Source organism: uncultured Pseudoramibacter sp., from assembly GCF_903789625.1.
Classification (GTDB): Bacteria; Bacillota; Clostridia; order Eubacteriales; family Eubacteriaceae; genus Pseudoramibacter; species Pseudoramibacter fermentans.
Map to the genome: position 1 here is coordinate 50,647 of NZ_CAIFFF010000009.1, position 26,096 is coordinate 76,742.

Here is a 26,096-nt window from a genome sequence, read left to right on the forward strand (position 1 = left end):
AAAACATGGAGAAGAGAAAACTGACCAAGGAGGACCTCGACAAGGTCCGTGATATAGAAGGCTTCCCGATCGGCTCGGACGAGGACATTATTGCGCTCTCTGACGCGCCGTACTACACGGCCTGCCCGAATCCATTCATTAAGGAGTTTATCGAGGAGAACGGGACTCCTTATGACGAGGAGACGGATGACTATCACTGTGAGCCGTTTGCAGCGGATGTGAGTGAAGGGAAGAATGATCCAATATACAACGCACACAGTTATCACACAAAGGTTCCATACAAGGCGATTATGCGCTATATTCTGCATTACACTAAGCCGGGAGACATTGTGTTTGACGGCTTTTGCGGTACTGGAATGACTGGGGTTGCCGCACAAAAGTGTGGGACGCCATCTACAGAGTTTAAACAGCTACTTGATTATGAAATAGACAATATACAATGGGGAAAAAGAAAAGCAATCGTTAGCGACCTTGCTGTTGCCGGTTCGTATATTGCAGCAAACTATAATATTGGCTTTGATATAAAAAGATTCAAGTCTGAGGCAGAGCGAGTTATTCAGGAGGCATATAAAGAATGTGGATGGATGTATGAGACAATTCCGAATGAGAAGGCTCAGGGGTCATTTATTGAGACAAAAGGGACAATTACAAACACCGTTTGGTCATCGGTGTTGATTTGCCCACACTGTGGTAAAGATTTTGTATTTTACAAAGAAGGTGTAAATAAGGAAGGAAAAGTAAAGAAAAATATTATATGCCCAAATTGCGGCGCTTCGATGACCAAGAATCAGGCACTGAACAAGGAAGATGTATTTTATGATGAACTAATAGAACAAACGGTTACGAGAGCGAGCGAAGTCCCGGTTTTTAAGATATATAAATATGCAGGCAAAAAATGTGAGGAGCCATTGAACCAATATGATTATGATATCTTGAAGAAAATTGAAGAGACTTCTCTCGAGGGAAAAGACATTCCTGCTGTTAAGATGCTTTTCAGAGATGGAAAGTGGGGAGATATTTATAGAAGTGGTTATCATAAAGGATATACTCATTCGCACCACTTTTACACAAAAAGAAATCTTCTTGTTTTATCAGCTTTGTATAGAGCAATTAATAAATGCGATGATGAACGTACTAAATTAATGCTGATGTTTGCTTTAACTGGAGCCATGCCTCGATTAAACAGAACAAATAAGTGGCTACCCTCTTTGCATATGGCTCCAGGGCCTATTAGTGGGATGCTTTATATTCCTTCTCTTTATCCGGAATTGAATGTTTTTAATGGCTTTAGTAACAAGGTTGATGACATTGAAAGATTCTATTTAGAAAGCAGATTTGAAACTGGAAATGTTTTAGTATCAACTCAAAGTAGTGATGATTTATGTAATATCTTCGATAACAGCGTAGATTACATTTTTGTTGATCCGCCTTTCGGCGATAACATAATGTACTCCGAAAGTAATTTCTTGTGGGAAGCTTGGCTGAAGGTATTTACGAACAACAAAGACGAGGCAATCATAAATACTGTACAAGGCAAACAACTTGTTGATTATCAAAGACTTATAGAACAGTGCTTTAGTGAATTTTTCAGAATCTTAAAGCCAAACAGATGGATGACTGTAGAATTCCATAATTCAAAAAATGCTGTCTGGAATGCAATCCAGCAAGCCTTGTCTGTTGCTGGTTTTGTTATTGCTGATGTTAGAACTCTTGATAAGAAGCAAGGAAGTTTTAAACAGGTTACGACAAATGGTGCGGTAAAACAAGACTTGGTAATTTCTGCATATAAACCTACTGATCGATTCAGAAAAGATTTTGTAGATAATGCCGGTTCAGAAGAAACCGCATGGTCCTTCGTCCGCCAGCACCTCGCCAATCTTCCGGTTGTAGTGGATGCAGATCATGACGGGAAAATAGACATAATCTCCGAACGTCAGGCCTATCTGCTCTTCGACCGCATGGTGGCTTACCATATCATGAATGGGATTCCGGTGCCGATTGATGCGACGGATTTTTACAAAGGTCTTGACGAGAGGTTTTTGAAACGCGACGGCATGTATTTTCTCCCGGATCAGATAAATGAGTACGATACCGCTCGTATAAAAATGGATGTTGAGCCGGTTCAGTTTGAGCTGTTTGTAACAAATGAGAAGTCTGCCATTGCGTGGCTGTACCAGCAGCTTGATACACCGCAGACATATGCAGAACTTCAGCCGAAGTTCATGCAGGAAGTGAAGTCAGTTGACCGCTATGAGGATATGCCTGAGCTGTCTGTTATGCTGGACGAGAACTTTATTCAGGATGACAAAGGTCGCTGGTATATTCCGGATCGAACGAAGGAAGGCGATGTTGCCAAGCTCCGCGAAAAGAATCTCTGGAAAGAGTTTGAAGGTTACATGAATAGCAAAGGCAAGCTGAAATTGTTCCGCTCAGAAGCTATTCGTGTCGGTTTCTCGCGGCTTTGGAAGGACAAGAACTATCAGGCCATTGTTGATATGGCAGAACGTCTGCCTGAGCAGACTATTCAGGAAGATGACAAATTACTGATGTATTACGACATTAGTTTGAGCCGCGTGCAGTAAGGCTTTGATCTGCACATTTTTGGAGGTGGCAATGCATGCTGAAGGCAGGGGAATTCGCCTTTGACAGGAATACAGGAAGAAGTGTACAGGTGCTCGAACGGCTCGAAGTGTGGGGATATGTGTCCTATCGCGTCTTCGATCCATCGACCGGAACCGTCTATAAAGTGATGGAGGACAGCCTGAGTGATTCAGTTGGATCGAATACCTACGATGAGAATTATCTGCGCTATGTTACGTTGCTGTCAAAGATTAAAAACGAAACTGCAGGAGGACTCCTGACTTCTCTTGCCAGCGGTGTCATTCCGCTGCCGCATCAGCTGCATGTGTTGAATCGTGTGATGTCCACAAACAACATCCGCTATATTCTGGCGGATGAGGTCGGCCTCGGGAAAACGATCGAGGCTGGCATGGTCATCAAGGAACTGAAAGCAAGAGGACTGGTCAGGCGGACGCTTGTGGTCTGCCCGACCGGCCTTGTAACGCAGTGGTCTGCGGAAATGCAGGAGAAATTCCACGAGAAGTTTCAGGTGATTCTTCCGTCGGACTACGATACGATTCGCAGGCTTACGGACAGCGAGGATGTCTATGGGCAATACGATCAAGTCATCTCCCCGATGGATTCGATCAAGCCGCTCGAAAAACATGCCGGTTGGACGGAGGAACGCGTCGAGCAATATAACCAGGAGCGGATTTATTCCATTATCAACAGCGGCTGGGACCTGATCATCATCGATGAGGCGCACCGCGTCGCTGGCTCTTCCGGAGAAGTGGCGCGCTATAAGCTCGGATATCTGCTTTCGCAGGCAAGCCCATACCTGCTGCTCCTGACAGCCACACCTCATAACGGTAAGACTGAGCCGTTCCTGCGGCTAGTCCGCCTGCTGGATGAAGACGCCTTTCCGAACGCAAAATCCGTCGTCAAGGAACAGGTAGCCCCGTTCCTGATTCGTACGGAAAAGCGGGAAGCCATAGATAATAATGGAAATTTGCTGTTTAAGAACCGCGTCACACATCTGGTCGAGCTGACCTGGGACGAACGGCATACTTATCAGCGAAAGCTCTATGAGATGGTCACGTCCTACGTTTCGAAGACCTATAACAAGGCGCTCCGGAATCGTAAGAAAAACATGTGCCTGATTTTCCTGCTTATCATAATGCAGCGCATGGTCACGAGCAGCACGGCTGCCATTCGTCAAAGCCTTGAGCGCAGACTTGAAATCCTGAAAACCCAGAATACCAAGCTCGGTTCTCTGACCGAGGAGGATTTGGCGGAACTTGATATCGAAGACGGTGTCGAGGATGCTCTTCAGGCAATGTCCCTTGACATGGAAGAAGAAATCAGCGAGCTGGAGAATATCATCGCCGTTGCCAAGCAGGCAGAGTTCCAGCACCCGGATGTAAAAGTCGAAACATTGGAGAACACGATAGACGCGCTTCTGAACGCAGATCGAAACCAGAAAATCATCATCTTTACGGAATTTGTGGCCACGCAGGAATATCTCCAGCGGCTGCTGACTTCAATGGGATATACAGTGACAATCTTGAATGGCCGGATGAGCATTGAAGAACGCAACGAGGCGCTCCGGGAATTCCGGGACAGCACGAATATCTTTATTTCTACTGACGCCGGTGGCGAAGGCCTGAACCTGCAGTTCTCGAATATCATCATCAATTACGATCTGCCGTGGAATCCGATGAAGATCGAACAGCGCTGCGGTCGTGTGGATCGTATCGGTCAGACGCGAGATGTGCAGATTTTCAATTTTATTGTAACAGACACGATTGAAAACCGTGTACGAGAGGTGCTGGAAGAAAAGCTCTCTGTGATACTCAAAGAAATGGGGGTCGATAAGTATTCCGATGTCCTCGATAGCGAAGTCGCAGAGGTCGATTTTACCGACGTCTATATGCGTTCGATCAGCAGGCCACATAGAAAATCCGATGAGAATCTGTATCCAGTAGAATCTGAGCTGCGGCAGGAGCTGAAAAACGCGCAGAAATACAAGAGCCTGCTTCATGAAGACAAAGACCTGACGAAGCTCGTCGGGAAGGAATCGAACTTTGATGTAGATTCCGCTCTACGCCAGATGCTCACCTATTATGATGCATGGCAGGGACTGGACCCGCGGCTCATTATGGATATCAGTATCAATGACGAGAGCATTACGCGGCATCTCAATGCAAACGTGATTCAGGATCGATTCTCCCCGATATTGTCGGTTTCGATTCAGGATTTTCCGAACGAGGAAGGCTACTTCATGCTCTGGGATCTGTCTGTAACCGATGAAGAAATGGACCAGAGAATACTTCCCGTATTTGTCAACAAAGATTTTGTGCTGCGGCCAATGGCTGGGCAGCGGATCATGGATGTGTTTCTCGACGGAACGTCACGACTTTCAGTCCATTCCGTACCGAACTTAACTGGAGAAGAATACCAGCAGCTCGAAAATCTGAGCACAGAATTTGCTTACGATTCGTTTCTTGAATTAAAGGATAAGCAGCTAAAAAGGAATAAGGAAAGCTACGACAAATACATGTATGCTCTGAAACTGCGGACAGAGGCAACGGAGCATGTTGGCATTGATAATATCAGAAAGTCCCGGCTGCAGCGACTCGAAAAAGAGAAGGAAACTGTAGAGGAACGATATAAAAAAGGACAAGAGGTTTATCCGGAATTCAGATTATGCCTGCTTGTCAGATTGGAGGCGTGATGGTGTTTGCACAATATGTATACGAGACAACGTACGCTTCTAATACTTCACGTATGGTCCTCTATGACGAGGATGGGCTTGAGGAAAAGACTCATTATCTCGATGAATTTGAAAACAGAGGTTTTCAGATCATCCGGTATAAGGACGACCTGAGCTTCAGGATTGAATGGGAAGACCAATTCAAAAATGGCCGGGATAAGTATCTGATTCTTGCACAGCCAAAAGCCTATATACCATACGACATTTTGCAGGCATGCGGCTCCTATAGGTTCCGGATTTCATTGGCGAATCTCTTCTCGCGCCTGAATGTGCAGTGCGTCCGGGACTGGCCGAATCTGAACTATGACCTTCTCTGTATGGCATACAAGAGCCTTTTTGACGATTGCCGCACGTACGATAAGACGAAAGACTTCATAGACGATGTCGTATACGGCAAGGACAATGTTCGAGAATACGTGAACCAGCGGATTAAAGATGTTTCAGTGCAGGTAGAAAAGGCTCAGAACTATAGGGATTGGAGCAAGGTCGCTGAGGCAAAATCCGAGATTGATGTCTTCTGTGCGGTTTACGGAATCGATGCGAATGCAGAATTTGTGCAAGAACCGTTCTTGAAATACGTACTGGAAAACTTCGGCAAATTGTCAGGAAAAATAACTTCTGATCGCGAAACGCCAGTGCTCGTCAAAGGCGCAATGGACTACATGTATAGTCACAGCGACAAATTCGTGATCATCGTCATGGATGGTATGTCGGAATTCGACTGGACGATATTGTCGCAAAGCTTCGGAGACATAAAGTACGAACGATCTGCAGCTTTTGCCATGATTCCGACAATTACATCACTTTCACGGCAGAGCCTTGTCTCCAGCAAATACCCGCTGCAGCTTTTAAGCCCGTGGAGCACAAGCAAGGAAGGAAAAGAATTCACTGACTGTGCGATGAGCTTCGACCTACGTAAAGAGCAGGTTGAATACCATCGAGGATACGACGCGGATTTTGGACCGACGATCCGATGCGGCTGTGTCATCATCAATGACATAGACGATATGGTACACGGTCAGCAGCAGGGACGCTCCGGGATGTATCGTGACGTTGAATATCTGGCCAGCACCAAGAAGCTGGCGACGCTTGTACGAAACCTGCTCGGGAAAGGATTTGATGTCTACATTTCGGCAGACCACGGCAATACTCCTTGTGTTGGACAGGGTAAGCTGATGAAGCTCGGAGTCGAAACGGAAACAAAGAGCCATCGCATGCTGGTTCTGGAGCAATTTGCCAACAAAGAGAAAATGAAGGAACAATATGACATGATCGAGTACCCGAAGTACTTCCTCGACAAAAAGTACGACTATTTGATTTGCAACATAGGAAAATCTTTTGATGCGAAAGGCGACAAGGTGATGACACACGGAGGAATCACAGTGGACGAGGTAATCGTCCCATTTATCAAAATAAAGGCGGTGGATAACAATGGGTAAGATGGTCGGACTTTCGAGGAACTTGAAGATGACATGGCTGAATAAAGCTGTCGAATTGTTATCCGAGGATCTGCCGGAAGAAGAATACAAAGACAAGCTAAACGAATACCTTAGCTTTGAAATAAAGAGTCCTACGAATCTTCGTAAAACCAGAGAAATCCTGATGAACCTATGGTATTACGAGAATCCGGAACTGCAGTCGCTTCGTACGCAGGCCCGGTCTCTCATAGAGAAAGATCCGGACAATGCACTCGCTGTGCATTGGTGCATAATGCTCGCCACTTATCCGATATTCGTAGATGTGTCGAGGATCATCGGAAAGCTTTCTGAATTTGAAGAGGAGTTCACGCTCCAGCAGCTCAAGCAGAAAATCTTCGACGAATGGGGAGAACGCGCTACGCTGTTCCACTCCATTGACAAGATCATCGCGACGATGAAAGCAATGGATGCATTGAAGGCTAAAAAGCCAGGACGATACACTATCGTAAGGCACGAAGTGAAAGACGACGAAATCAATGCGTTTCTGGCAAGTACCGGAATGACCGTTGAGGACAAGGGAAACTTTACGCTTCAAGACTTGCGCAGCATGAACTATATGTTCCCATTCAAATATCAGATTGAGCGGGAAATGCTCATGACGAATCATGAATTCACCATCACGAACATAGGAGGCGAGATGATGGTGAGCCTTACGGCAAGCTTATGATGACCTGGGCTGAATTTTACGACAAATACCTTGAGTGGTCTGACAGCACAGTCTCCTCTCGCCTCTCACAAATATCCGACATACGGAATGCGGATGCTGCTGAGATCGTAGATTGTTGCCAATGCATCGAAGAGACGCTTGCATGTCGTTTGCTCCGGAAGGCAGCGAAAGCACAGATTACATTCTCATTTGCACAGGTTGCAGAGCTCGCTCTGTTCATCAGCGACGAAGAGCTCTTGAATACCATCGCTTCGAGGGCAGCAGGTCCTTGCACACAGGCAATTCTCGAAGAACTGAACAATAACGGAATCAAGGATGAACTGATAACTGACATAGCGAAAAGTTTCAGTTTGCGCGATCCGAATGAAGGCGCTATCTGGCAGCCGGGTGTCCTGCAACAGCGGCTCGATGATATGGCTGACAGTGCAGGGAAGCTGGCAGATAACCTCAACCGGATCAATAAAAATCTCGAAAAGCAGAAACGCCAGAGAAAACCGGGATTGCTCTCTTTTCTCGAAGCGCTTGGAGAGACGAAGAATTTCAAGTCGTCATCCGGTTTCAGAGTCGGCGATCATGTTCGTGTGAAGTACCGTGGACAGGAAGGAACGATAGTCGATATCAATGGAGGGCTGATAATGGTCTCTCTGGATGACGGCGGACATGTGGATTCCTACGATGCGTCTCAGCTTGAAAAAGCATGGTGACGCCGGTTAAACCTTTCAACGATTCCACACTTTTTAACGATTCCAGATTTGGGGTGTCGCTTTTGACAACAGCAACCGCAGCAGCATATCAATACCGGGCCGGAAGTGCGCTCCCGTACTCTGCCCTGAAACGCAGAAAAGCCCAGAAACAGAACGGTTTCCGGGCTAAAAGCACATACGGGCATTGTATCAAAGATGAGGTCTTAATAGACCCGGCCTGTGGTTCAGGGGGCATGTTCGTCCAGACCGGTGATTTTGTGAACCGGGAAGGGATGCAGGCGAACGATGTCATGACGTTTTACGGACAGGAAAAGGTCGCGTACAACGCGCAGCTTTGTATGATGAATATGGCAGTTCACGGCCTGACAGGCGTCATCAAATCCGGTAATGATGCCAACACCTTCTATCACGACGCACACAATTTGAACGGAAAATGTGATTACGTCATGGCGAATCCGCCCTTTAATGTGAATAAGGTAAATGCGGAATCGGCCAGCGCGGCGGACCGTCTTCCCTTCGGGCTGCCGGCGGTGAACAAGAAAAAAGAAATCAGCAATGCCAATTATCTCTGGATTTCTTATTTCTACAGTTATCTCAATGCCCACGGCAGAGCCGGATTTGTCATGGCTTCTTCGGCAACGGATTCTTCGAGAAAAGACAAAAATATCCGCGAAGCATTGATCCGAACCGGGCACGTCGACGCGATGATTTCTGTGGCTAATAACTTCTTTTACACCAAGAGTCTGCCGTGTACGCTGTGGTTCTTCGATAAGGGCAAGCCGGAATCCCTGCTAGATAAGGTGCTGTTTATTGACGCCAGAAATTATTATACCGTTGTCGATCGGACATTAAACGAATGGTCGGAATGGCAGCTCAAGAACTTGACCGCGATTGTCTGGCTGTACCGTGGCGAAACGGAAAAATACAAAAATCTGCTTTCTGAATATCACACGGTGTTGGAATCGGACGCAGCTTTTGATGCCATCCGAGATGAGCTGGAAAAAGCAATTCAGGACAAGCGCGAGGAAGCGAAAAAAGCGGTTGAATTGGCGGCTAAAAGAGACAAGAAATCCGTTCAGGCGGGCTTTGACGAAGAAATTGCTTCGATGAATGAAACACTGACGATCGTGAAGGAAGCTTGCTGGCTGACAGAAAAATTCGGCGAAGGCACGTATCAGGACATTCCAGGCCTTTGCAAGATTGCAGATCGCAAGACGATCATTGAGGAAAAAGGCTGTTCTCTCACTCCAGGAGCTTATGTTGGTGTAGTGCCAGAAGAAGATGACGGCGTCGATTTTCACGAACGCATGAAAGAAATCCACAAGGAATTGCTAGCGCTTCAAAAAGAAAGTAATGAACTGATGGATACCATCTCGAAAAATATGAGGGAGATGGGGGTATGAAATTAAAAGAATATATTCTTTCAGATTGTTGCAAAAGTATTACAGATGGAGATCATCAGGCACCACCAAAGTCAACCACAGGCATACCATTTATTACAATATCAAATATCCATAATAATCAAATTGACTTTTCGGATACGATGTATGTTCCCAAAGAGTATTATAAAAATCTAGATAATACTAAAGTAGCAAGACCAGGAGATATTTTATATTCAGTAGTAGGTTCATTTGGAATTCCAGTCTTGATTCAAGATGATCGAAATTTTGTATTTCAAAGACATATTGCTATATTAAAACCAAATGCAAATGTTGTGGATGCTCGATATTTGTATTATATCATGTTGAGTAGAGAATTTTATAAGCAGGCAGATTCTGTAGCTCTTGGTGCAGCCCAACGAACTATAAGTTTGAGCGCGCTCAGAAACATGAGAATAAAACTGCCTTCTATAAAAGAACAGAAACTAATCTCAGATGTATTATCTGTTTATGATGAACTTATAGAAAACAATCAAAAGCAAATAAAACTCCTTGAAGAAGCAGCACAGCGGCTTTATAAGGAATGGTTTGTTGATCTGCATTTTCCGGGATATGAAGATGCGAAGATTGTGGACGGCGTGCCGGAGGGGTGGAAATGGGAAAAGCTCGGAAATTTACCCTGCAGATTGGAAACTGGAAAAAGACCAAAAGGTGGAATTGATAATTCGTTAAAAGATGGAATTCCAAGTATCGGTGCTGAAAATGTCATTGGATTAGGACAATATAATTATTCTTCGGAGAAATTTATTCCATTAGAATTTTATTCGAATCTAAAGAAAGGTAAAGTAAAAGATCGAGATATATTAATTTACAAAGATGGAGCTTACATAGGAAGAACAAGTCTATTTCAAGATGATTTTCCGCATAAGAGAGCGGCAGTAAATGAGCATGTATTTTTATTGCATATGACTCAGGAGAAACTTCAGTATTATGTTTTTTTCACGCTTTATCAAAAAACTTATTATTATGAAATGAGAAAATTAAATAAAAATGCTGCACAACCAGGAATTAATCAAAAAGCAATGAAGTCTTTAAATATTTTAATTCCAGATGAGAAAATCATTGAGAAATTTGATACTAATGTTTCGATTTATTTGAAAAAAATTTTCATATTGGCGAATCAAAATCATATTCTTCAAGAAGCTCTCGATCGTCTTCTTCCTAAATTAATGAGTGGTGAAATAGAGATATGAGTCGACATCCGCAGTACAATGGAATTAAGTTCTATGGACCTAGAGATTACTCGTATTTAATTTACAAAGAACGAGCTGAAAAATTATTAAACGAATTTGACAGCAAAAAACAATTCAAGGATATAAATAAAGTCATTGAACTTTACAATCTATATGAAATATTCGATACAAAGCTCATACCGTATGATATTAAAAATAAATATCATAAAGAATTAAAAAGTATTATTGGAGTATGTGCAAAGTTTTTTAATAATTTATCAGAGCATAATTTTGAGGAGGAGTTTAATAATACAGCATTTAACTATATTGACGATTTTTGGAATTTATTCGAGACTTATAAAGTTTATAAAAATATAGAATCTATAGCTTTCCAAAATTTTCTCCGACAGAATAAATTAGCAATTGAACTCGTTTTGAGACATAGAGATATTGTAAAATATTATGATGATGTAATTGCTGAATATTTGAGGAATTCTGACCATACAGCTGAAATTTTGTCAAAAAAATTTTTGGAAAAAAAGTTAAATAATGAACATAAAATTTACCTTCCTCTCTCATTGAAAACAAGTGAATTCGATATGATTTTACAAAATTATATTGATTCTGAAGATTGCGATTTTGGTATTGCGAAAATTATTGCAGAATCTCAAAGCAGCAAGGAATGTCCACTAAGTGACAAATTACGATTAAAAGCAAATAAAAAAGTACAGGAGTATTGGAATAAGCAGATCGATCATGATTCAATTTTCGAGTTTGGCGTAGTTGTTCAAGTAAAATCTAATCCTGATATTAAAACTATTGATTCTAGCGATACTAGAAATCCTATTATAACTTATGATATAAATTGGATAAAAGATAATCTTGATTATCCAACTTTAATGAATAATTTTATTTATTTGTTCGAATTCACGGATGTAGAATGTCGATGCAATTTTGTCGCACAACCAGCAGAAAGAAGTTTATTGACAGAACTTGGGAGAAAAGGTACAAGAGAATATGAAAGGGATATAGCATTCAGTTTTGAAGAAATGAAATCTTCAGCTGAAATGCAGATGTATGTACAAATATTAGCCCAAAATAATATAAAAATTGAAAATATAATAAAATGGTTTTTCTCTGAATATCTTCCTGCAGAATTTGACGTTGAAGGATTTGTTTTTAATACGCCTTCAGATAGATGCACTACGCTTGAAAAAAATAAAATGCTTTTATCGGAATTGGACGGTATTGTGAAGCAATTCAATATGTATGTCCGAGATGGAAAAATTGATAGAGAATTGTTAGAAATGTCATCTAATCCTGTATCAATGAGTAAGATTCCTTCCTTTATAGAAAGAAAATATGTTTATGCGAATAGTAATGAAATTCGCAACGAAATGGAGTTAATTTTATCAGATCAAAGCTTGTTGCCATATACAAAAAAATATGGAGAAGGATATGATAATTTTTTAGACTTAATAAAGAATCAACCAGTGAAAAGAGAGGATTATTCTGACTACGTGCAGCCACAATTAGATTTTTTAGAAAACAGAGGCGTAATTTCATTTGGAGAAGATGGAATAATAGATTTCAATGATCTAAGAACAAAAATATTAATTCGTCTTTATTACAGGCAAGTCATTTGCGGAAATTATTGCGGAGAGAATATTGAATATATTGATAATCTTGTTAAATCGGGTGATTTAAGATATGGATCAACTTTACTGAGTGAGCCGGAACAAGATTATATGGATTTTATGTTAAATAAATCAAAATTCAGCAACGGATATGATTTGAGAAATAAATATATTCACAGTACTTACCCAGTCGATGAAAAACAGCAAGAAAATGATTATTACCATATATTAAAAATTGTAATTATTTTTATAATAAAAATTAATGAAGAATTTTGTTTGAGAGATACGTTGGAATAATGAGATGAGGGGGGTGAGGACATGAGCTACGATTATTCCGAAAATATCCTCGTGCAGGAAAGCGCCGGTAATCTCCTGCGTGATGAATTAGGCTGGGATGTTCAGTACGCTTACAACCAGGAAGTGCTCGGGAAAGACGGCACATTCGGTCGGGAATCCTATCACGAGGTGTTACTAAAACGGTATTTCACCGACGCGCTGAAAAAATTCAACCCGTGGATCAATCCGGCGCAGATCAATGAAGCGGTCAGAACAATGGAAGAACGGCTGTCAACGTCCTCGCTGCTTCAAATCAACGAAGAAAAATATTTTTTGATCCGCGACGGGATTCCCGTGAAGGTAAAAAAGGCGAGAGGTAAGACCGAGACCAGAAAAGCGGCAGTCATCGATTTTAATCATCCGGAAGAAAATCACTTTCTGGCCATCCGAGAAATGAAAATTCACGGCGACCTCTATCGCAGACGAACCGATATCGTCGGTTTCGTTAACGGGATTCCGCTTCTGTTCATCGAGCTGAAAAAAACGACGGTCGATGTGCGCAATGCCTACGAAGACAATTACACCGATTATCTCGATACCATCCCACAGCTTTTCTACGACAACGCGTTTTTGATCTTCTCGAACGGAACGGAAGCCAAAATCGGCACGCTCGGAAGCAAATACGAATTCTTCAGCGAATGGAAACGCCTTGCAGAAGAAGACAGAGGAAGCGTCGCACTTCAGACCATGCTTCGCGGCGTCTGCAAAAAAGAAAACTTTCTCGATCTATTTGAAAACTTTATTTTGTTCGATCACTCTGGCGGCCACACGGCGAAGATTCTTGCTCGGAATCACCAGTATTTAGGTGTCAACGAAGCGGTGAACGCCTACGCAGCGCGAAAGCTGAAAGACGGCAAACTCGGCGTTTTCTGGCACACGCAGGGTTCCGGCAAGAGCTATTCGATGGTGTTCCTCGCACAGAAAATCAGACGGAAATTTGAAGGATCGCCGACAATTGTGATTTTGACCGACCGCGACGAGCTGAACAAACAGATCAGCGATACCTTTGAAAACTGTGGCCTTTTGGGCAAGGCGAGCGCGTCCCAGTTCATCGCGTCTAGCGGTGACGATCTGATTCAAAAATTGAAGGGCAATCCGAGTTTTATCTTCACACTGATTCAAAAGTTTAATCACAAGGACGCGGCGCCGATCATCCCAGATCACGATATTTTGATCATGTCCGATGAAGCCCACCGCAGTCAGTACGGCATCTTTGCGGACAATATGATGAACTTACTGCCGACCGCTTCCAGAATTGGCTTTACCGGGACGCCGCTTTTGAGCGACGACAATATCACGGCCAGAACCTTTGGCGGCTATGTTTCCATATACGATTTTAAAAGAGCCGTAGAGGATGGCGCTACAGTGCCGCTGTATTACGAAAATCGCGGAGAAAAGATAGCAGACCTGCACAACCCGGAGATCACGGATAAAATTCTGGACGCGTTAGAAAGAGCCGACTTAGACCCAGATCAAGAGGAAAAGGTTGAGAGGGAATTCAGCAAGGAAGTGCATCTGCTGACCGCTGAACCGAGACTTCGCGCTATTGCAAAAGATTTTGTACATCATTATTCCGGGCTTTGGATGACGGGTAAGGCGATGTTTGTCTGCTTGAATAAGGTGACGACGGTGCGCATGTACGATTACGTGCAGGAATACTGGAAAGAAGCCATTAAAGCATTAAAGAAGGATATCAAAAAGGCGACTCAGCAGGAAAAACAAGAGCTTGAGCGTAAGCTGAAATGGATGGAAGAGACGGAAATGGCCGTCGTCATCAGCCAGGAACAAAATGAGGTCCAGACGTTTAAGAAATGGCATCTGAATATTCAAAAGCATCGAAAGAAGATGGTCTCGAGAGAATTGGACAAGGAATTCAAGGACCCCGACAATCCGTTCCGCGTTGTGTTTGTCTGTGCCATGTGGCTGACCGGTTTTGACGTAAAATGCCTGTCGTGTCTGTATCTCGACAAGCCGATGAAGGCGCATACGCTGATGCAGACCATCGCGCGGGCGAACCGTGTCGCAGAAGGCAAAAGCAACGGCCTCATCATTGATTACATTGGAATCGTGAAAGCGCTTCGGAAAGCCTTGGCAGATTACACCGCAAATGTCAACGATCCGGGAGGCGGTGCAGACCCGACGATTGACAAGGCGGAACTGTTCAAGCAGTTTTTGAAGGTGATCGAGGAAACCAAAGAATTTTTGAAAGAACGCCAATTTGATCTTCAGAAATTGATTGACGCGTATGACTTTGAAAAGATTGCTTATTTACAGAACGCAGCTGACGTCATTTGTGCAAAAGTCGAAGATAAAAAAGCCTTCGGAACCTACGCGTCTGAATTGAAGCGGTTAAAACGCTATATCGATCGGGACCAAATTACAGATTCGATCAAAAAAGAATACGATGCGATTGAGGCAATTGACGCAGAGCTCCGGAAGAAACGCGCACACATCAATACGACAGATTTAATGGTCGAAATCAATGGGATCATCAGCCAATATGTCAAAGTAGATCAGACGATGATGATCAACGAGGAATCGAAAAAATGGGACATCAGCCAAATTGATTTTGATCTGCTGCGCAAAGAATTTGAAAGAGTTAAGCATAAAAACAGGATTATTCGCGATCTTCAGGAAGTGATCCAGAAGAAATTGGATGACATGATGCACGCCAATCCGAGTCGAATCGATTATTACGAGAGATACCAGGAAATCATCGAAGCGTACAATAATGAACAGGATCGGGCAACCATTGAAAAGACATTTATGGATTTAATGGATCTGACGAACAAAATGAATGAAGAACAAAAGCGGTACGTCAGAGAAGGATTCTCGAGCGACGAGGAATTATCCATTTATGATCTGCTGTTTAAAGACAACCTGAGCAAGACGGATATCAAAAAAATAAAGAAGGTATCAGTCGATCTACTGAAAAAAATCAAAGAAAAAATCGCAGAATTGGATCACTGGGTCGATAAGCAGGAAACAAAGGCTGCTGTGGACAATTTAATTCGAGATACCCTGTGGGCGGAATTGCCGGAAAGCTACGACGAAAAGAGCATCTCACAATATCGCCATAAAATTTATGAGTACGTTTTTACGACCTACGGTTCATTTGGTTCTGTTGCTTAGGTTTAAGCACAGCGTAATCGAACGTGTCAAAATAATAAAATCAGTGCAGTCCACAAGGCCGCGCTGATTTTTCTTCTAACAGATAATCCAAGATTAAAAACGGATTTTCCGTTTTTAATTCTAAAATTCACGATAAAATTGCAGATTCTTTCAGCTTATCTCCGCCAAACCCGTTTATATTTTGCGGCTCATCTCGCTTTTACTTTTGCATGCGTGCGCGGGCGAAAAGCTCGGTGCTCTCGCGGTATGCATAATTAGAATTGGCGCGCAGCCACATTTTCTTATATAATACATAGATATTAAATGAATAGGAAAGGGGCGCAGAGACAAAATCATGAAAGAAAAGCACGGATACGCAGCAGCCTTCAGTGCCGTCTTTCGGTACACGCTCCCGGTGATGGCCGGATACATTTTCCTGGGGACCACCTACGGCATTTTGATGCGCACCTCGGGCTATCCGGTGTGGCTGCCGGTAGTGACGGCACTCATCATCTACACCGGTTCGATGGAATTTCTCATGGTGGGGATTCTCGCGTCGGCCTTTAATCCGGCGGCGGCTTTTGCGACGGCGGTGATGGTCGGCGCGCGCCATTTGTTTTACGGGATTTCCCTTCTTGGCACATATCAAAATATGGGGGCGAAGAAATTTTATTTGATCTACACGACCAGCGACGAGACCTTTTCGATCGTCTACACGACGCCAATTCCCGACGGGGTCGACAAAGGCAAGGCGTACTTGATCATTTCCCTGCTTGACCAAATATACTGGGTGGGCGGGGCACTCATCGGCACGCTCTTCGGCGGCCTCATCACCTTTGACACCACCGGTCTCGATTTCGTCATGACGGCGATGTTCGTCGTGATTCTGCTCAGCCAGTGGGTCAAGGACGGCACCGCGCTGAAGACGATGGTGCAGGATCACATCAGCGAACTGGTCGGCATTTTGGGATCGCTGCTTTGTTTGATCGTCTTCGGGCCAGATCATTTTATCATCCCGGCGATGGTTGTGATTTTTGCGGCGCTGACATTGCTGCGGCCCGTGCTTGATCCGGCGTATCCCAAAGGAGAGAAGAAGGCGCAGCGCAATGCACCCGTACAGGAGGAAAAAAGATGACACCCTTACAACAAGTGATCACTGTCGCCGTCGTCATTGCCGGGACGGTACTGACCCGCTTTCTGCCTTATGTGCTGTTTCCGGAAGGACGGGCCGTTCCGCCTTTTATGACGTATTTGGGCAAGGTGCTCGCGCCGGCCGTTTTTGGGCTGCTCGTCGTCTATTGCCTCAGACACGTCAGTGTCTTAAGGGGGACGCACGGCATCCCCGAGTTGATTTCGATCGGTGTCGTCGTCGCGCTCTACGCCTGGAAGCGCGGCATGATTTTGCCGATGCTCGGCGGTACACTCTGCTACATGCTGCTGGTACAGTTTATCTTTTAAACAAAAAAAGAGCCGTCCCGCGCGGCTCGAAATAAGTGATAATGTTTATTTTATGTTGTTTATCAGGGAAGGAAATAGGCTGCGGGATTCAAGCGGCTACTTGGTTAACAGCAGCGCCATTTTGAACGGGCCGTCTGCAGTGACAGCGTGCTTGCCGCCGGCGTCAAATTTAAAGTTTTCTCCGGCGCGGATCAGATGATCTTCACCTTCGTAGGTGATGACGGCTTCGCCGTCGAGAGCGAAAATCAGCGCTTCGCCGGGAGCCGCGTGTTCGGACAGGCCGGTCCCTTTGGTGAAGCTCATGACGGCCATCATCAGGTGATCGTCATCGATCAGATTCATATTGACGATTTTGCCATCCTGATAGGGGAGCAGGTCTTTCAGTTGAAAGACATTGCCGCTTTTAAGTAATGTGTTCATGTTTGTGTCCTTTCCGAGCGAAAGCTCTGTGTAAATGATGCCGCCGTCGGTGCGAATGCCGACCGGCGTGTCCGCTGGGGTGATATACAGATCGCCAGCGGTGAGTTTTGCCATTTCTGAATGATCGATCATGACGGCGCCGTCGCCGGCCGCGACCATCCAGAATTTGGGCGCCGCGTAGGTTTCTTCAGAAATGGAAGTCTCCGGCGCCAGCGCAAAGACGGACAGCGGGGGCTCGGTGGGCGTCGACAAATTGGTTGAAATCGTACACCCCGGCGTCCAGGGATTTTCCGCTGCGAGTTTAAAAATGTGTCCAGCTTGTAGAAGCATGGTGGTCACCTCACTTGCTTTGTCATTTGATAGGGCCATTATATAGGCCCAGGCGGCAAAAATCTGTTGGCATACCAACAATTCACAAAAATGTTTGATAAAAATTAAAAGGGCTGAGCCATTGTATGGGCTCAGCCTTTTTTGTCGCAAGTTTGTCGCAAGTTATACGAATTATATTGATTTCTTACGCTTCTTTAAAACGCTTCGATCATTGAAGTAAGCGGGTTTTGGCGATTGACGGCAATCGGTGCATCTTACCACGAGCCGCCGCCGCCGCCCCCGCCCCCGCCGCCGGAGAACCCGCCGCCGGAGCCGAAGTCGCCGAATCCGCCGGATCCGGAACTGGACGGCACGTTGATCATGCTGTGATTCATCGCATCGAAGCTGCGGTTGAGCATCGACGCGAAATAAATCGCGTTGAATGTCGAGTACGAATCGTAAGGTGTGTACCAGTTCGGCGGTTCGACTGCGAGCCCTTCGAAATGCTTCGCCCATTTATCGGTCAGATTAAAGACGTAGGCGTAGGGCAGGACGTCGTAAAAATAGGACGGGTTGTCCTCGACGAGGGCTTTGATGCGGTCGAGCTCAGCATTTTTAATAAATCTGCGGAAGCCGAGAATCTCACCGGTCCAGTTCCGCCCTTTTTCGCTCAGGTTTTCGATTCCGCTGTGTAGCACGCCGATGACGAAGAAGGCGATCTGCGCGGCGACGACTACCCATTGCGAGTCGATCCCCGCTGTGCCGATGCACGCCAGACCGAAGATGGCGAGGATGATCACGAGGTCGAGAACAATGAGGCCGATTCTTCGGCTGGCCGGATTGCGGCGCCCTTTGGCGGTGAGATCAGCCAGGGCTTGGCACGCCAAGAAGTCAATGCCGAAAACGACGGTGAGAATCACAGCATTCAGGAAGATGACGGTTCCCTCCGCAATATAGGCGCAGACAAAGCCGGCGGCCACCGCCAGCGCGACGCCGACGGCCGTGAGCGCGCCGCGGGATTTCCCCGAAGACGGGGAGATCAGCGCGTTTTCCGGTTTGTCAAAAAATATCTGAACCTCCGTCTGTGCCGTCTCGACATCTTGGTAGAAGGTATCTTCGAGGGACGCGGAGGTTGTCGATTCGCCGCTTTGCGTCACCCCTTTGAAGACCGTCTTTAAAGGGGTCGGCTCATCCTCACTGATGTCTTTCAATTTGTGGAAGGTGAAGTCGTGCTTGCCGGTCTGTTCGATCGAGATGTAGCCTTTTTCGGCGAGGGTCATGATGCAGGCAGTGATGTGTTTTTTTGAGGAGCCGCTCGCGATGTAGCCGACTGTTGCCGGCGTCAAGCCCTTCGGCGGGTGGAAGGCAATGACCTCAGGGATCGGAGTGATGTGATCCGCGCGGATGAACATCGCGACAGCTGCTACCACAGCTGCCGCCAGCACCGCGAAAAAGACGGTGAGGGGTCCGCGGTTGGTGTGCACGTCTGTGAAATAGCCGTCGGGCAGGCGCAGGTTAATCGTTGCGCCAACGCCTTCGGGCAAAGCCTTTGTGCTCTTGGCCGTGATGGTCTTGCCCGAGACCGACACGTTGAAATAGGCATGATCGCCGGAGCCGTAATTCCCGGCGTAAAGATGGACTTTGTCGGCGTCGAATGCTTTCGGCAGGGTTACAGTGACAGTGCTCGCGTCGATCGCCGTCGACCATCCAGTCGGCACCACGTTGAAATACACATCGTCGAAATCCGAGATGCCGTCGGCGCCTGGGTCCCAGGTGTAGCGGATCACGTAGCGGTGACGGCCGGTGACGGTGGTGTCGGCGTCGCCAATTTTCAGGACGACGTTGTCGTTTTCCCGGTCGATGTCGACAGCACCGCCTTCCACGGAAATGTCAGAGACCTTTGCGACGTAGGCTTTGTCGCTTTTTTTGCCGCCGATTTGTCGGTAAAAGTCTCCCTTGTAGGGAATGTAGCGGTAAATGCCGTGGCGCGGCTCGGTGAAATTCACGTCAATGGTCTCCGTGACGTTGTAGGCATGGTTGGAGTTGACTTTCACGTCGACGTTGTAGGCGTTTGTGGTGTACCCGCCGGCATTGGCGGAAATTTTCCCTGGCGCCAGAACAAGCATCAGGGCTGCGACGATGGAAACGAGCAAAAGCAGGGATTTGCGTTTCATGATTTCCCCCTGTTGGAACGGAATCGTTAGAACTGAACGCGGACGTTTTCCCGTTCGGCGGCATTGCTCACTTCGTAGAAAGGTTTGGTGGTGTAGTGGAACATGCCGGCGATGAGGTTCGACGGGAACATCTGCACCCGGTTATTGAAATTGCGCACGGTGCCGTTGTAGTATTTGCGCGCGTTGGCGATGTCGTCTTCGACGAGCTTCAGCTGATTCTGCAGGTCGATGAAATTGGTATTGGCCTTGAGATCCGGGTAAGCTTCGGCGATGGCAAACAAATGGGTCAGGGCCTGATCGATTTGATTTTCGCCCTTGATTTTCGAATCAAGGTCAGAAGACGGGATCGCGGCGGCAGCGTTGCGGGCTGCGACGACGCGCTGCAGGGTTTCCTTTTCGTGACTGGCGTAGCCTTTGACGGTTTCGACCAGGTTGGGAATCAGGTCGTAGCGCTTTTTCAAGTAGACGTCCATGGTGGAGAAAGCTTCGTCTACCTGGTTGCTGAGGCCGACCAGGCTGTTGCGCGTGGCCACCAGCCAGATCAGGATAATCACAACCACCGCGATGATGATAATGGGGATGAGCATGAGAGTACCTCCTAATTTTTTGTTTCATTTTATCATGAAAACGAGCAAATCACAAACAGATTGCGGTAAGTGTATAAAAAAAGCCTGCGGAGATTTCCGCAGGCTGTGCGCCAGATTACGCGTCCGGCATGTCTTTGTAGAAAATTTCGAGCATTTCAGCGGTTGACGCTGCGCCGGGGTCTAAATGACCGACAGCCCGTTCACCGAGGCGCATGGCCCGGCCCTTGGTCGCGATCATGTCGCGGGTCGATTCGAGACCGGCTTTGCCGGCTTCGACGGCCTTGCCCATGGCGGTTTTGATGTCGTCGCCCGCTGCGTGCGCCGCTTTCAGCGCGTCGAGGGCTGGCATCAGCGTGTCGTTCATGGTCTTTTCGCCGGTGGTTGATTTGCCGCGTTTCTGGATGATCGAGATGGCCTTATCCATCATTTCGACGAATTCATCGCCGGTGACGCCTTCGTCCGGTCCTTTTTTCTTGACCGGGACGCCGAACTTCATAAAGAAGCTGCCGTAGAGCGGGCCAGCGGAGCCGCCGACCTTGTCGAGCAGCGCCTTGCCGACGTTTTTGTACAGCCCCGCGACGTTATCGGCCTTCCATTCGTCTAGATGGCTGGCCACTTCGCGGAAACCAATGGACAAATTGATGCCGTGGTCGCCATCGCCGATGGCGGAGTCGAGATCGGTGAAGTATTCCTTCCGGTCTTCGATCCAGGGAATCAAATCTTCAATAACTTGAATAAAATATGCCTTGCTCAGTTCTTCTGCCATATAGGTGTTGCCTCAATTCTTTAGACTTGTGTGAAATACGGGGTATCGCACGGATAGTCGAGCATTTCCTTCAGTTCGTCGTCGAGCTTGGTCAATGTGATCGACATGCCGGCCATATCCATGGATGTAGCAAACGGACCGACCAGCGTCTTGTAGACGGTGATGCCCTTTTCGTCGAGGATCTGCTGGACGCGTCTGAAGCAGACGTGCAGGTCCATCAGCGGGGTTGCGCCCAGGCTGTTGACGAGGACGTAAACTTCGTCGCCTTTTTCGAAAGGCAGATCAGACAGGATGGGGTCCATGATTTCGTCGACGACGTTGTCAGCGGTGTCGATTTTGCCGCGGCGCACGCCAGGTTCGCCGTGGATGCCCATGCCGATTTCCATATCGCCGTCTTCCATTTCGAAGATGGTGCCGCCCTTCGCTGGGATGGTTGAGGAGGACATCGCGACGCCCATGGAGCGGGTGACCGAATTGGCCTTTTCTGCAATGCGGACGACTTCGTCGAGGTCTTTGCCCATGGCAGCTGCTGCGCCCGCAGCCTTGAAGACGATGAAGTCTCCGGCGACGCCGCGGCGGTCTTCAATTTTATCCTTCGGTGCGGAGACGACGTCATCCTTGACGGTGACGGATTTGACGACGATATCGTCTTCGTCTTCCGCTTCTTCAGCGCCCATGTCAAAGTTCATGACATCGCCGGCGTAGTTGCCGTAGAGATAGACGACGCCCTTGCCGGTGTCGACCGCTCTTGCCGCCGCGTAGCACGGGTCCGGTGACGGCGAGGTGTTGATGTTGCCCATGACGACCGCGTCGGCGAAATCCTTGCCGACGTAGCCGAGGAACATCGGTTCGTGACCGGTGCCGCCGCCGACGACGATGCCGACTTTATCCTTCTTGCCGACTTCGTTGGAAACGAGGACGCGGCCTTGCGCTTCTTCGCTTTCATCCATGTGGACGTACTGTTTGTGCGCCTTGGCGTAGCCTTCGATCATTTCGTCTACGATGTCGTAGGGATCATTGAATAAACGTTTAAGTTTTGCCATAATTACTACCCTCCTGGCGTAAAATTAAATTTATGATGAAGATGACAGCCACGTCATCTGATCAGCTGAAAATCATTAATTTTTGTGAAGATTTCTCGCGTTGTCCGATTCGGTAATGATTTTCTGAACGTCGTCCGATGCCGCCGCTTCGACTGCGCCGAAAAAGGCCCCTTCCACTAACGGTGCGTCGACAATGTGGCATTTCGCTCTCAATAAGGTGTTGTCGATCATGTCGATCGCGGTTTCAGAGCTCAAGACCGAGCTGCCGAGATCGCAGTAGATCAAGATGCTCTTGCAATCGGATAAGGATTCGATCGCACTTAAAACGGTCATCGCGGAAGTGCCCAGACGACCGTCGCCGGTACCGCCGGCTGCTTTGAATTCAACATTGTCGTTAGCCATTTCTGCGGCCAGCTTCACGACGCCATTGGCGATTTCTTCACTGTGTGAAACAATAACCATACCTGTCTTTGCCATGTTAAACTCCTTAGTGTCTAATTATTTGCCAAATTGGCATCAATTTAGCATGATTATAGGGGTATAAACCTATAATTATGCTTAACCTTATCATACCAGAATTGAATCGGGGATACCAGATATTTAAGTAAATTTTAACGTCTGAAATTATGTTAAAAATAAAATCAAATGGGCGGAACGCGGTAAATTCGGTATAATAAAATAAGACAAAACGAAATAATCAAAAATAAAATTTTAGGAGGGAAATATGGGTAAATTTTTATTGGGAACCAATTGGAAGATGAACAAGACGACGGCGGAAGGCCTCGCCTACACCGACGGCTTGACCGACATCATCCCGAAATTTCCGGAATATCAGTTCTTCATTTGTCCGCCCTACGTGCAGCTTTGGAAGCAGCGCGAGCTGATCGATTCGAAAAAATCGACGCTGATGCTCGGCGCCCAGAACGTCCATTACGAAGACTGCGGACAGTTCACCGGAGAAATCTCGCCGGTCATGCTCAAGGAAATCGGCCTCGACCTGCTGGAAATCGGCCACAGCGAACGCCGCCAGTACTACAACGAAACGGACTACACGGTGAACAAAAAGGTGCTGGCCGGCCTGAAGCACGGGTTCACGACGCTGATCTGCGTCGGGGACTACATGCAGGAAAAGGAATTTGGCGTGTCAGCGGAAGTGCTCGCGAAACAGATCAAAATTGCCCTTCACGGCGTGTCGGAAAAGGATTTGGACCGCGTCTGGATCGCTTACGAACCCTATTGGGCCATTGGCGTTCAGGGCATCCCGGCAGAACCGGACGTCGTCGACGGCCTGCACACGATGATGCGCGGCGTTCTGGTCGATCTCTATGGCGAACGGGGGAAGGACGTGCCGCTGCTTTTCGGCGGGTCGGTCAACATCACCAACGCGGTGGCTTATGCGAAATGCCAAGACGTCAACGGCCTGTTCATTGGCAGAGCGGCCTGGCAGACCGACACCTTCGAGGAAATTATGACGGCGCTGCGCGAAGCAGGCATTCGGTAAAAACCAAAACTTATATAAATCCCGGTGCACAGATTTCTGGATTTATGTAGTTATCGTTTGCATCCTGCACATCTTTCCTTTATACTCATGGTATACGCATCGTGAGGGGGATATGATGGATCAACAGATAAATAAAAGACAATTCGAGGTGAAATCCTCGGACGGAAAAACGACTCTTCAATGCTTGGCCTGGGTGCCGGAGTCGCCGGTGGGGGTGGTGCAGATTGTCCACGGCATGCAAGAATACGTCGGCCGCTACGAAGGGTTTGCCCGGTATCTGGCAGCCCGGGGCTTTGTGGTGGCGGGCCACGACCAGCTGGGCCACGGCGGTTCGGCGGCGTCGAATGACGATTTGGGCTATTTCGGCGGCGGGGATTCGGAGAAGGTGCTGGAAGAAGATATCCACCGGATCAACAAAAAGCTGCGGGAAGCGTATCCACACCTGCCGCTGATTTTATTCGGCCACAGCTTCGGCTCCTATCTGGTTCGGGATTATCTGACCTGTTATCCTGTGACGGCGGCCGGGGTCATTTTGTCCGGCTGCGGCATGCAGGCGATGTCTACGGTGAACATGGCCCGGGTGATCGGCCGCATCCTTAAGTTTTTCAAAGGGCCGCGCTACCGCTCGCCGCTGATGAACCGCATCGCCTTTGGCCACTATCTGGACCGAATCGAAAATCCGATTACGGAAAAGGATTGGCTGTCTCACAACACGGCGGAAAACCGGCGCTACATCGCCGACCCGAAGTGCAATTACACCTTCACCCTCAACGGCTTTTTTACGATCGGGAATCTCGTGGAGCGCACCCAGGACATGAAGCAGATGGCGAAGATCCCAAAGGATCTGCCGATTCTGTTCATCAGTGGTGCCGAAGATCCCGTCGGGGATTACGGCGAGGCGGTGCGGCGCATCTTTAAGGTCTATAAAGAAGATTTATGCCTTCAGCATGTGAACATGAAGCTGTACCCGGGTTTTCGACACGAGCTTTTGCAGGAGATCGGCCGGGAGCAGGTTTTTGAGGATCTGGCTGATTGGATCGCAAAAAATTGTCATTAAAAGGCAAAATTAAATCAGAAAATTTGACAAAGAATGGATAAATCGTTAAGCTGGAGATAAACACAGGGGAGCTTTTGCTGAGAAAGGCCGATGCCTGACCCTCATGACCTGATCCGGACAATGCCGGCGCAGGGAGTGGTATCGCTGAAGCGCCTCCTGGAAAACAAGGAGGTTTTTTTATGTCTTTACAACATTTTTTTGAATCCGCCGGCGGAAAAGGGCTGATCGTGGCGGTGGCGGCGGCGCTGCTCATTGCGGTGGCGTTCGCGGGGAAAAAGCGTACAAATCAGGCGCAATCGCCTCAGGCCCAGCGGTTTGACACCCGAGCCTTGGTGATTTCGGCGCTGTGCATCGCGCTGTCCTTTGTGCTGGCCCAGATTCGGCTCTTCAAACTGCCCCAGGGCGGGTCGGTCACGGCCTTTTCCATGCTGCCCATCGCGTTGTGCGCCTACCTCTTCGGTGTGAAACGGGGGGTGTTGGCTGGCATCTGCCTCGGCCTCATGAACCTGATGTTTGACCCCTACGTCATTCATCCGGCCCAACTGCTCATCGACTATATTCTGGCCTTTGGAGCTCTGGGCATCGGCGGGGTGTTTCGGAATCAGAAAAAAGGTCTGCTCAAAGGCTACCTTCTCGGAATCTTTGGACGCTACGTTTGCGCTGTGGCCTCAGGGGTGATTTTCTTCAGGGCTTACGTGCCGAAGAATTTCAACGCCTGGACCTGGTCTTTGTGGTACAATCTCACCTATATCGCGGCCGAAGGGGTGATGACGGTGATCGTTCTGTGTATTCCGGCGGTGAGCCGCACGTTCGAACGGATGCGGGCGAAAATAGACGGCGGCCTAGCGTAAAAAAAGGGCGTGTGAAAAAACAAAAATTTTTCACACGCCTTTATTTTTTGGGGG

Annotated in this window: 20 protein-coding genes and 1 riboswitch; of the genes, 14 read left to right on the forward strand and 6 right to left on the reverse strand. The window is 47.2% G+C overall.

Annotation, left to right across the window (positions count from 1 at the left end; genetic code table 11):
• Nucleotides 1-5 precede the first annotated feature (5 nt).
• The 11 genes from QZX60_RS06435 to QZX60_RS06485 all read left to right on the forward strand — a co-directional run bounded on the left by QZX60_RS06435 (nt 6) and on the right by QZX60_RS06485 (nt 17,334).
• The gene (locus QZX60_RS06435; RefSeq protein WP_295362588.1) at nt 6-2,582 is read left to right on the forward strand and encodes a DNA methyltransferase; all 2,577 of its coding nucleotides are present in this window, start codon (nt 6-8) and stop codon (nt 2,580-2,582) included.
• Nucleotides 2,583-2,617: 35 nt separating this feature from the next.
• On the forward strand, nt 2,618-5,293 hold the full coding sequence (locus tag QZX60_RS06440; RefSeq protein WP_295362591.1) for a DEAD/DEAH box helicase: 2,676 nt from the start codon (nt 2,618-2,620) through the stop codon (nt 5,291-5,293).
• Between the two features lie 53 nt (nt 5,294-5,346).
• Nucleotides 5,347-6,771, forward strand: a complete 1,425-nt coding sequence (locus QZX60_RS06445) for a PglZ domain-containing protein (RefSeq protein ID WP_295362594.1) — start codon at nt 5,347-5,349, stop codon at nt 6,769-6,771.
• Nucleotides 6,764-7,477: a hypothetical protein gene (locus QZX60_RS06450; RefSeq protein WP_295362597.1), complete on the forward strand. Its 714-nt coding sequence runs from the start codon at nt 6,764-6,766 to the stop codon at nt 7,475-7,477. Before QZX60_RS06445 ends, QZX60_RS06450 begins: the two co-directional genes overlap by 8 nt.
• Nucleotides 7,474-8,181: a KOW motif-containing protein gene (locus tag QZX60_RS06455; RefSeq protein ID WP_295362599.1), complete on the forward strand. Its 708-nt coding sequence runs from the start codon at nt 7,474-7,476 to the stop codon at nt 8,179-8,181. Before QZX60_RS06450 ends, QZX60_RS06455 begins: the two co-directional genes overlap by 4 nt.
• Nucleotides 8,182-8,243: 62 nt before the next feature.
• Nucleotides 8,244-9,584: a class I SAM-dependent DNA methyltransferase gene (locus QZX60_RS06460; protein WP_295362601.1), complete on the forward strand. Its 1,341-nt coding sequence runs from the start codon at nt 8,244-8,246 to the stop codon at nt 9,582-9,584.
• Nucleotides 9,581-10,813, forward strand: a complete 1,233-nt coding sequence (locus QZX60_RS06465; protein WP_295362604.1) for a restriction endonuclease subunit S — start codon at nt 9,581-9,583, stop codon at nt 10,811-10,813. The genes QZX60_RS06460 and QZX60_RS06465 overlap by 4 nt, the downstream gene beginning before the upstream one ends.
• On the forward strand, nt 10,810-12,726 hold the full coding sequence (locus QZX60_RS06470; protein WP_295362607.1) for a hypothetical protein: 1,917 nt from the start codon (nt 10,810-10,812) through the stop codon (nt 12,724-12,726). Before QZX60_RS06465 ends, QZX60_RS06470 begins: the two co-directional genes overlap by 4 nt.
• 21 nt (nt 12,727-12,747) lie before the next feature.
• The gene (locus QZX60_RS06475; RefSeq protein ID WP_295362608.1) at nt 12,748-15,897 is read left to right on the forward strand and encodes a type I restriction endonuclease subunit R; all 3,150 of its coding nucleotides are present in this window, start codon (nt 12,748-12,750) and stop codon (nt 15,895-15,897) included.
• Between the two features lie 334 nt (nt 15,898-16,231).
• Complete coding sequence (locus tag QZX60_RS06480) at nt 16,232-17,011, forward strand: AzlC family ABC transporter permease (protein WP_295362612.1); 780 nt, start codon at nt 16,232-16,234, stop codon at nt 17,009-17,011.
• Nucleotides 17,008-17,334, forward strand: a complete 327-nt coding sequence (locus QZX60_RS06485) for a branched-chain amino acid transporter permease (RefSeq protein ID WP_154575803.1) — start codon at nt 17,008-17,010, stop codon at nt 17,332-17,334. The genes QZX60_RS06480 and QZX60_RS06485 overlap by 4 nt, the downstream gene beginning before the upstream one ends.
• Nucleotides 17,335-17,430: 96 nt before the next feature.
• On the opposite strand, the gene QZX60_RS06490 is transcribed toward QZX60_RS06485, so the two are convergent.
• The 6 genes from QZX60_RS06490 to dhaM form a co-directional block, all read right to left on the reverse strand.
• Nucleotides 17,431-18,084: a cupin domain-containing protein gene (locus QZX60_RS06490; protein ID WP_295362618.1), complete on the reverse strand. Its 654-nt coding sequence runs from the start codon at nt 18,082-18,084 to the stop codon at nt 17,431-17,433.
• Nucleotides 18,085-18,338: 254 nt separating this feature from the next.
• The gene (locus tag QZX60_RS06495; RefSeq protein WP_295362621.1) at nt 18,339-20,237 is read right to left on the reverse strand and encodes a DUF2207 domain-containing protein; all 1,899 of its coding nucleotides are present in this window, start codon (nt 20,235-20,237) and stop codon (nt 18,339-18,341) included.
• 26 nt (nt 20,238-20,263) lie between these two features.
• Nucleotides 20,264-20,824 (reverse strand): LemA family protein, encoded by a 561-nt coding sequence (locus tag QZX60_RS06500; protein WP_295362625.1) that lies wholly within the window; start codon nt 20,822-20,824, stop codon nt 20,264-20,266.
• A gap of 115 nt (nt 20,825-20,939) precedes the next feature.
• Complete coding sequence (gene dhaL, locus QZX60_RS06505; RefSeq protein ID WP_154575799.1) at nt 20,940-21,590, reverse strand: dihydroxyacetone kinase subunit DhaL; 651 nt, start codon at nt 21,588-21,590, stop codon at nt 20,940-20,942.
• Between the two features lie 20 nt (nt 21,591-21,610).
• Nucleotides 21,611-22,633, reverse strand: coding sequence for a dihydroxyacetone kinase subunit DhaK (locus tag QZX60_RS06510; RefSeq protein WP_295362630.1), 1,023 nt, complete (start codon nt 22,631-22,633; stop codon nt 21,611-21,613).
• A gap of 75 nt (nt 22,634-22,708) precedes the next feature.
• On the reverse strand, nt 22,709-23,110 hold the full coding sequence (gene dhaM / locus QZX60_RS06515; RefSeq protein ID WP_295362633.1) for a dihydroxyacetone kinase phosphoryl donor subunit DhaM: 402 nt from the start codon (nt 23,108-23,110) through the stop codon (nt 22,709-22,711).
• A gap of 247 nt (nt 23,111-23,357) precedes the next feature.
• On the opposite strand from dhaM, the gene QZX60_RS06520 reads away from it, so the two are divergent.
• From QZX60_RS06520 to thiT, 3 genes are all read left to right on the forward strand, one after another.
• Nucleotides 23,358-24,134 (forward strand): triose-phosphate isomerase, encoded by a 777-nt coding sequence (locus QZX60_RS06520; protein ID WP_295362636.1) that lies wholly within the window; start codon nt 23,358-23,360, stop codon nt 24,132-24,134.
• Between the two features lie 115 nt (nt 24,135-24,249).
• A complete protein-coding gene (locus QZX60_RS06525; protein ID WP_295362639.1) occupies nt 24,250-25,191 on the forward strand; it encodes an alpha/beta fold hydrolase in 942 nt (313 codons plus the stop codon).
• Between the two features lie 54 nt (nt 25,192-25,245).
• Nucleotides 25,246-25,343: riboswitch (TPP riboswitch) on the forward strand.
• 27 nt (nt 25,344-25,370) lie between these two features.
• On the forward strand, nt 25,371-26,042 hold the full coding sequence (gene thiT / locus QZX60_RS06530) for an energy-coupled thiamine transporter ThiT (RefSeq protein WP_295362642.1): 672 nt from the start codon (nt 25,371-25,373) through the stop codon (nt 26,040-26,042).
• Nucleotides 26,043-26,096 lie beyond the last annotated feature (54 nt).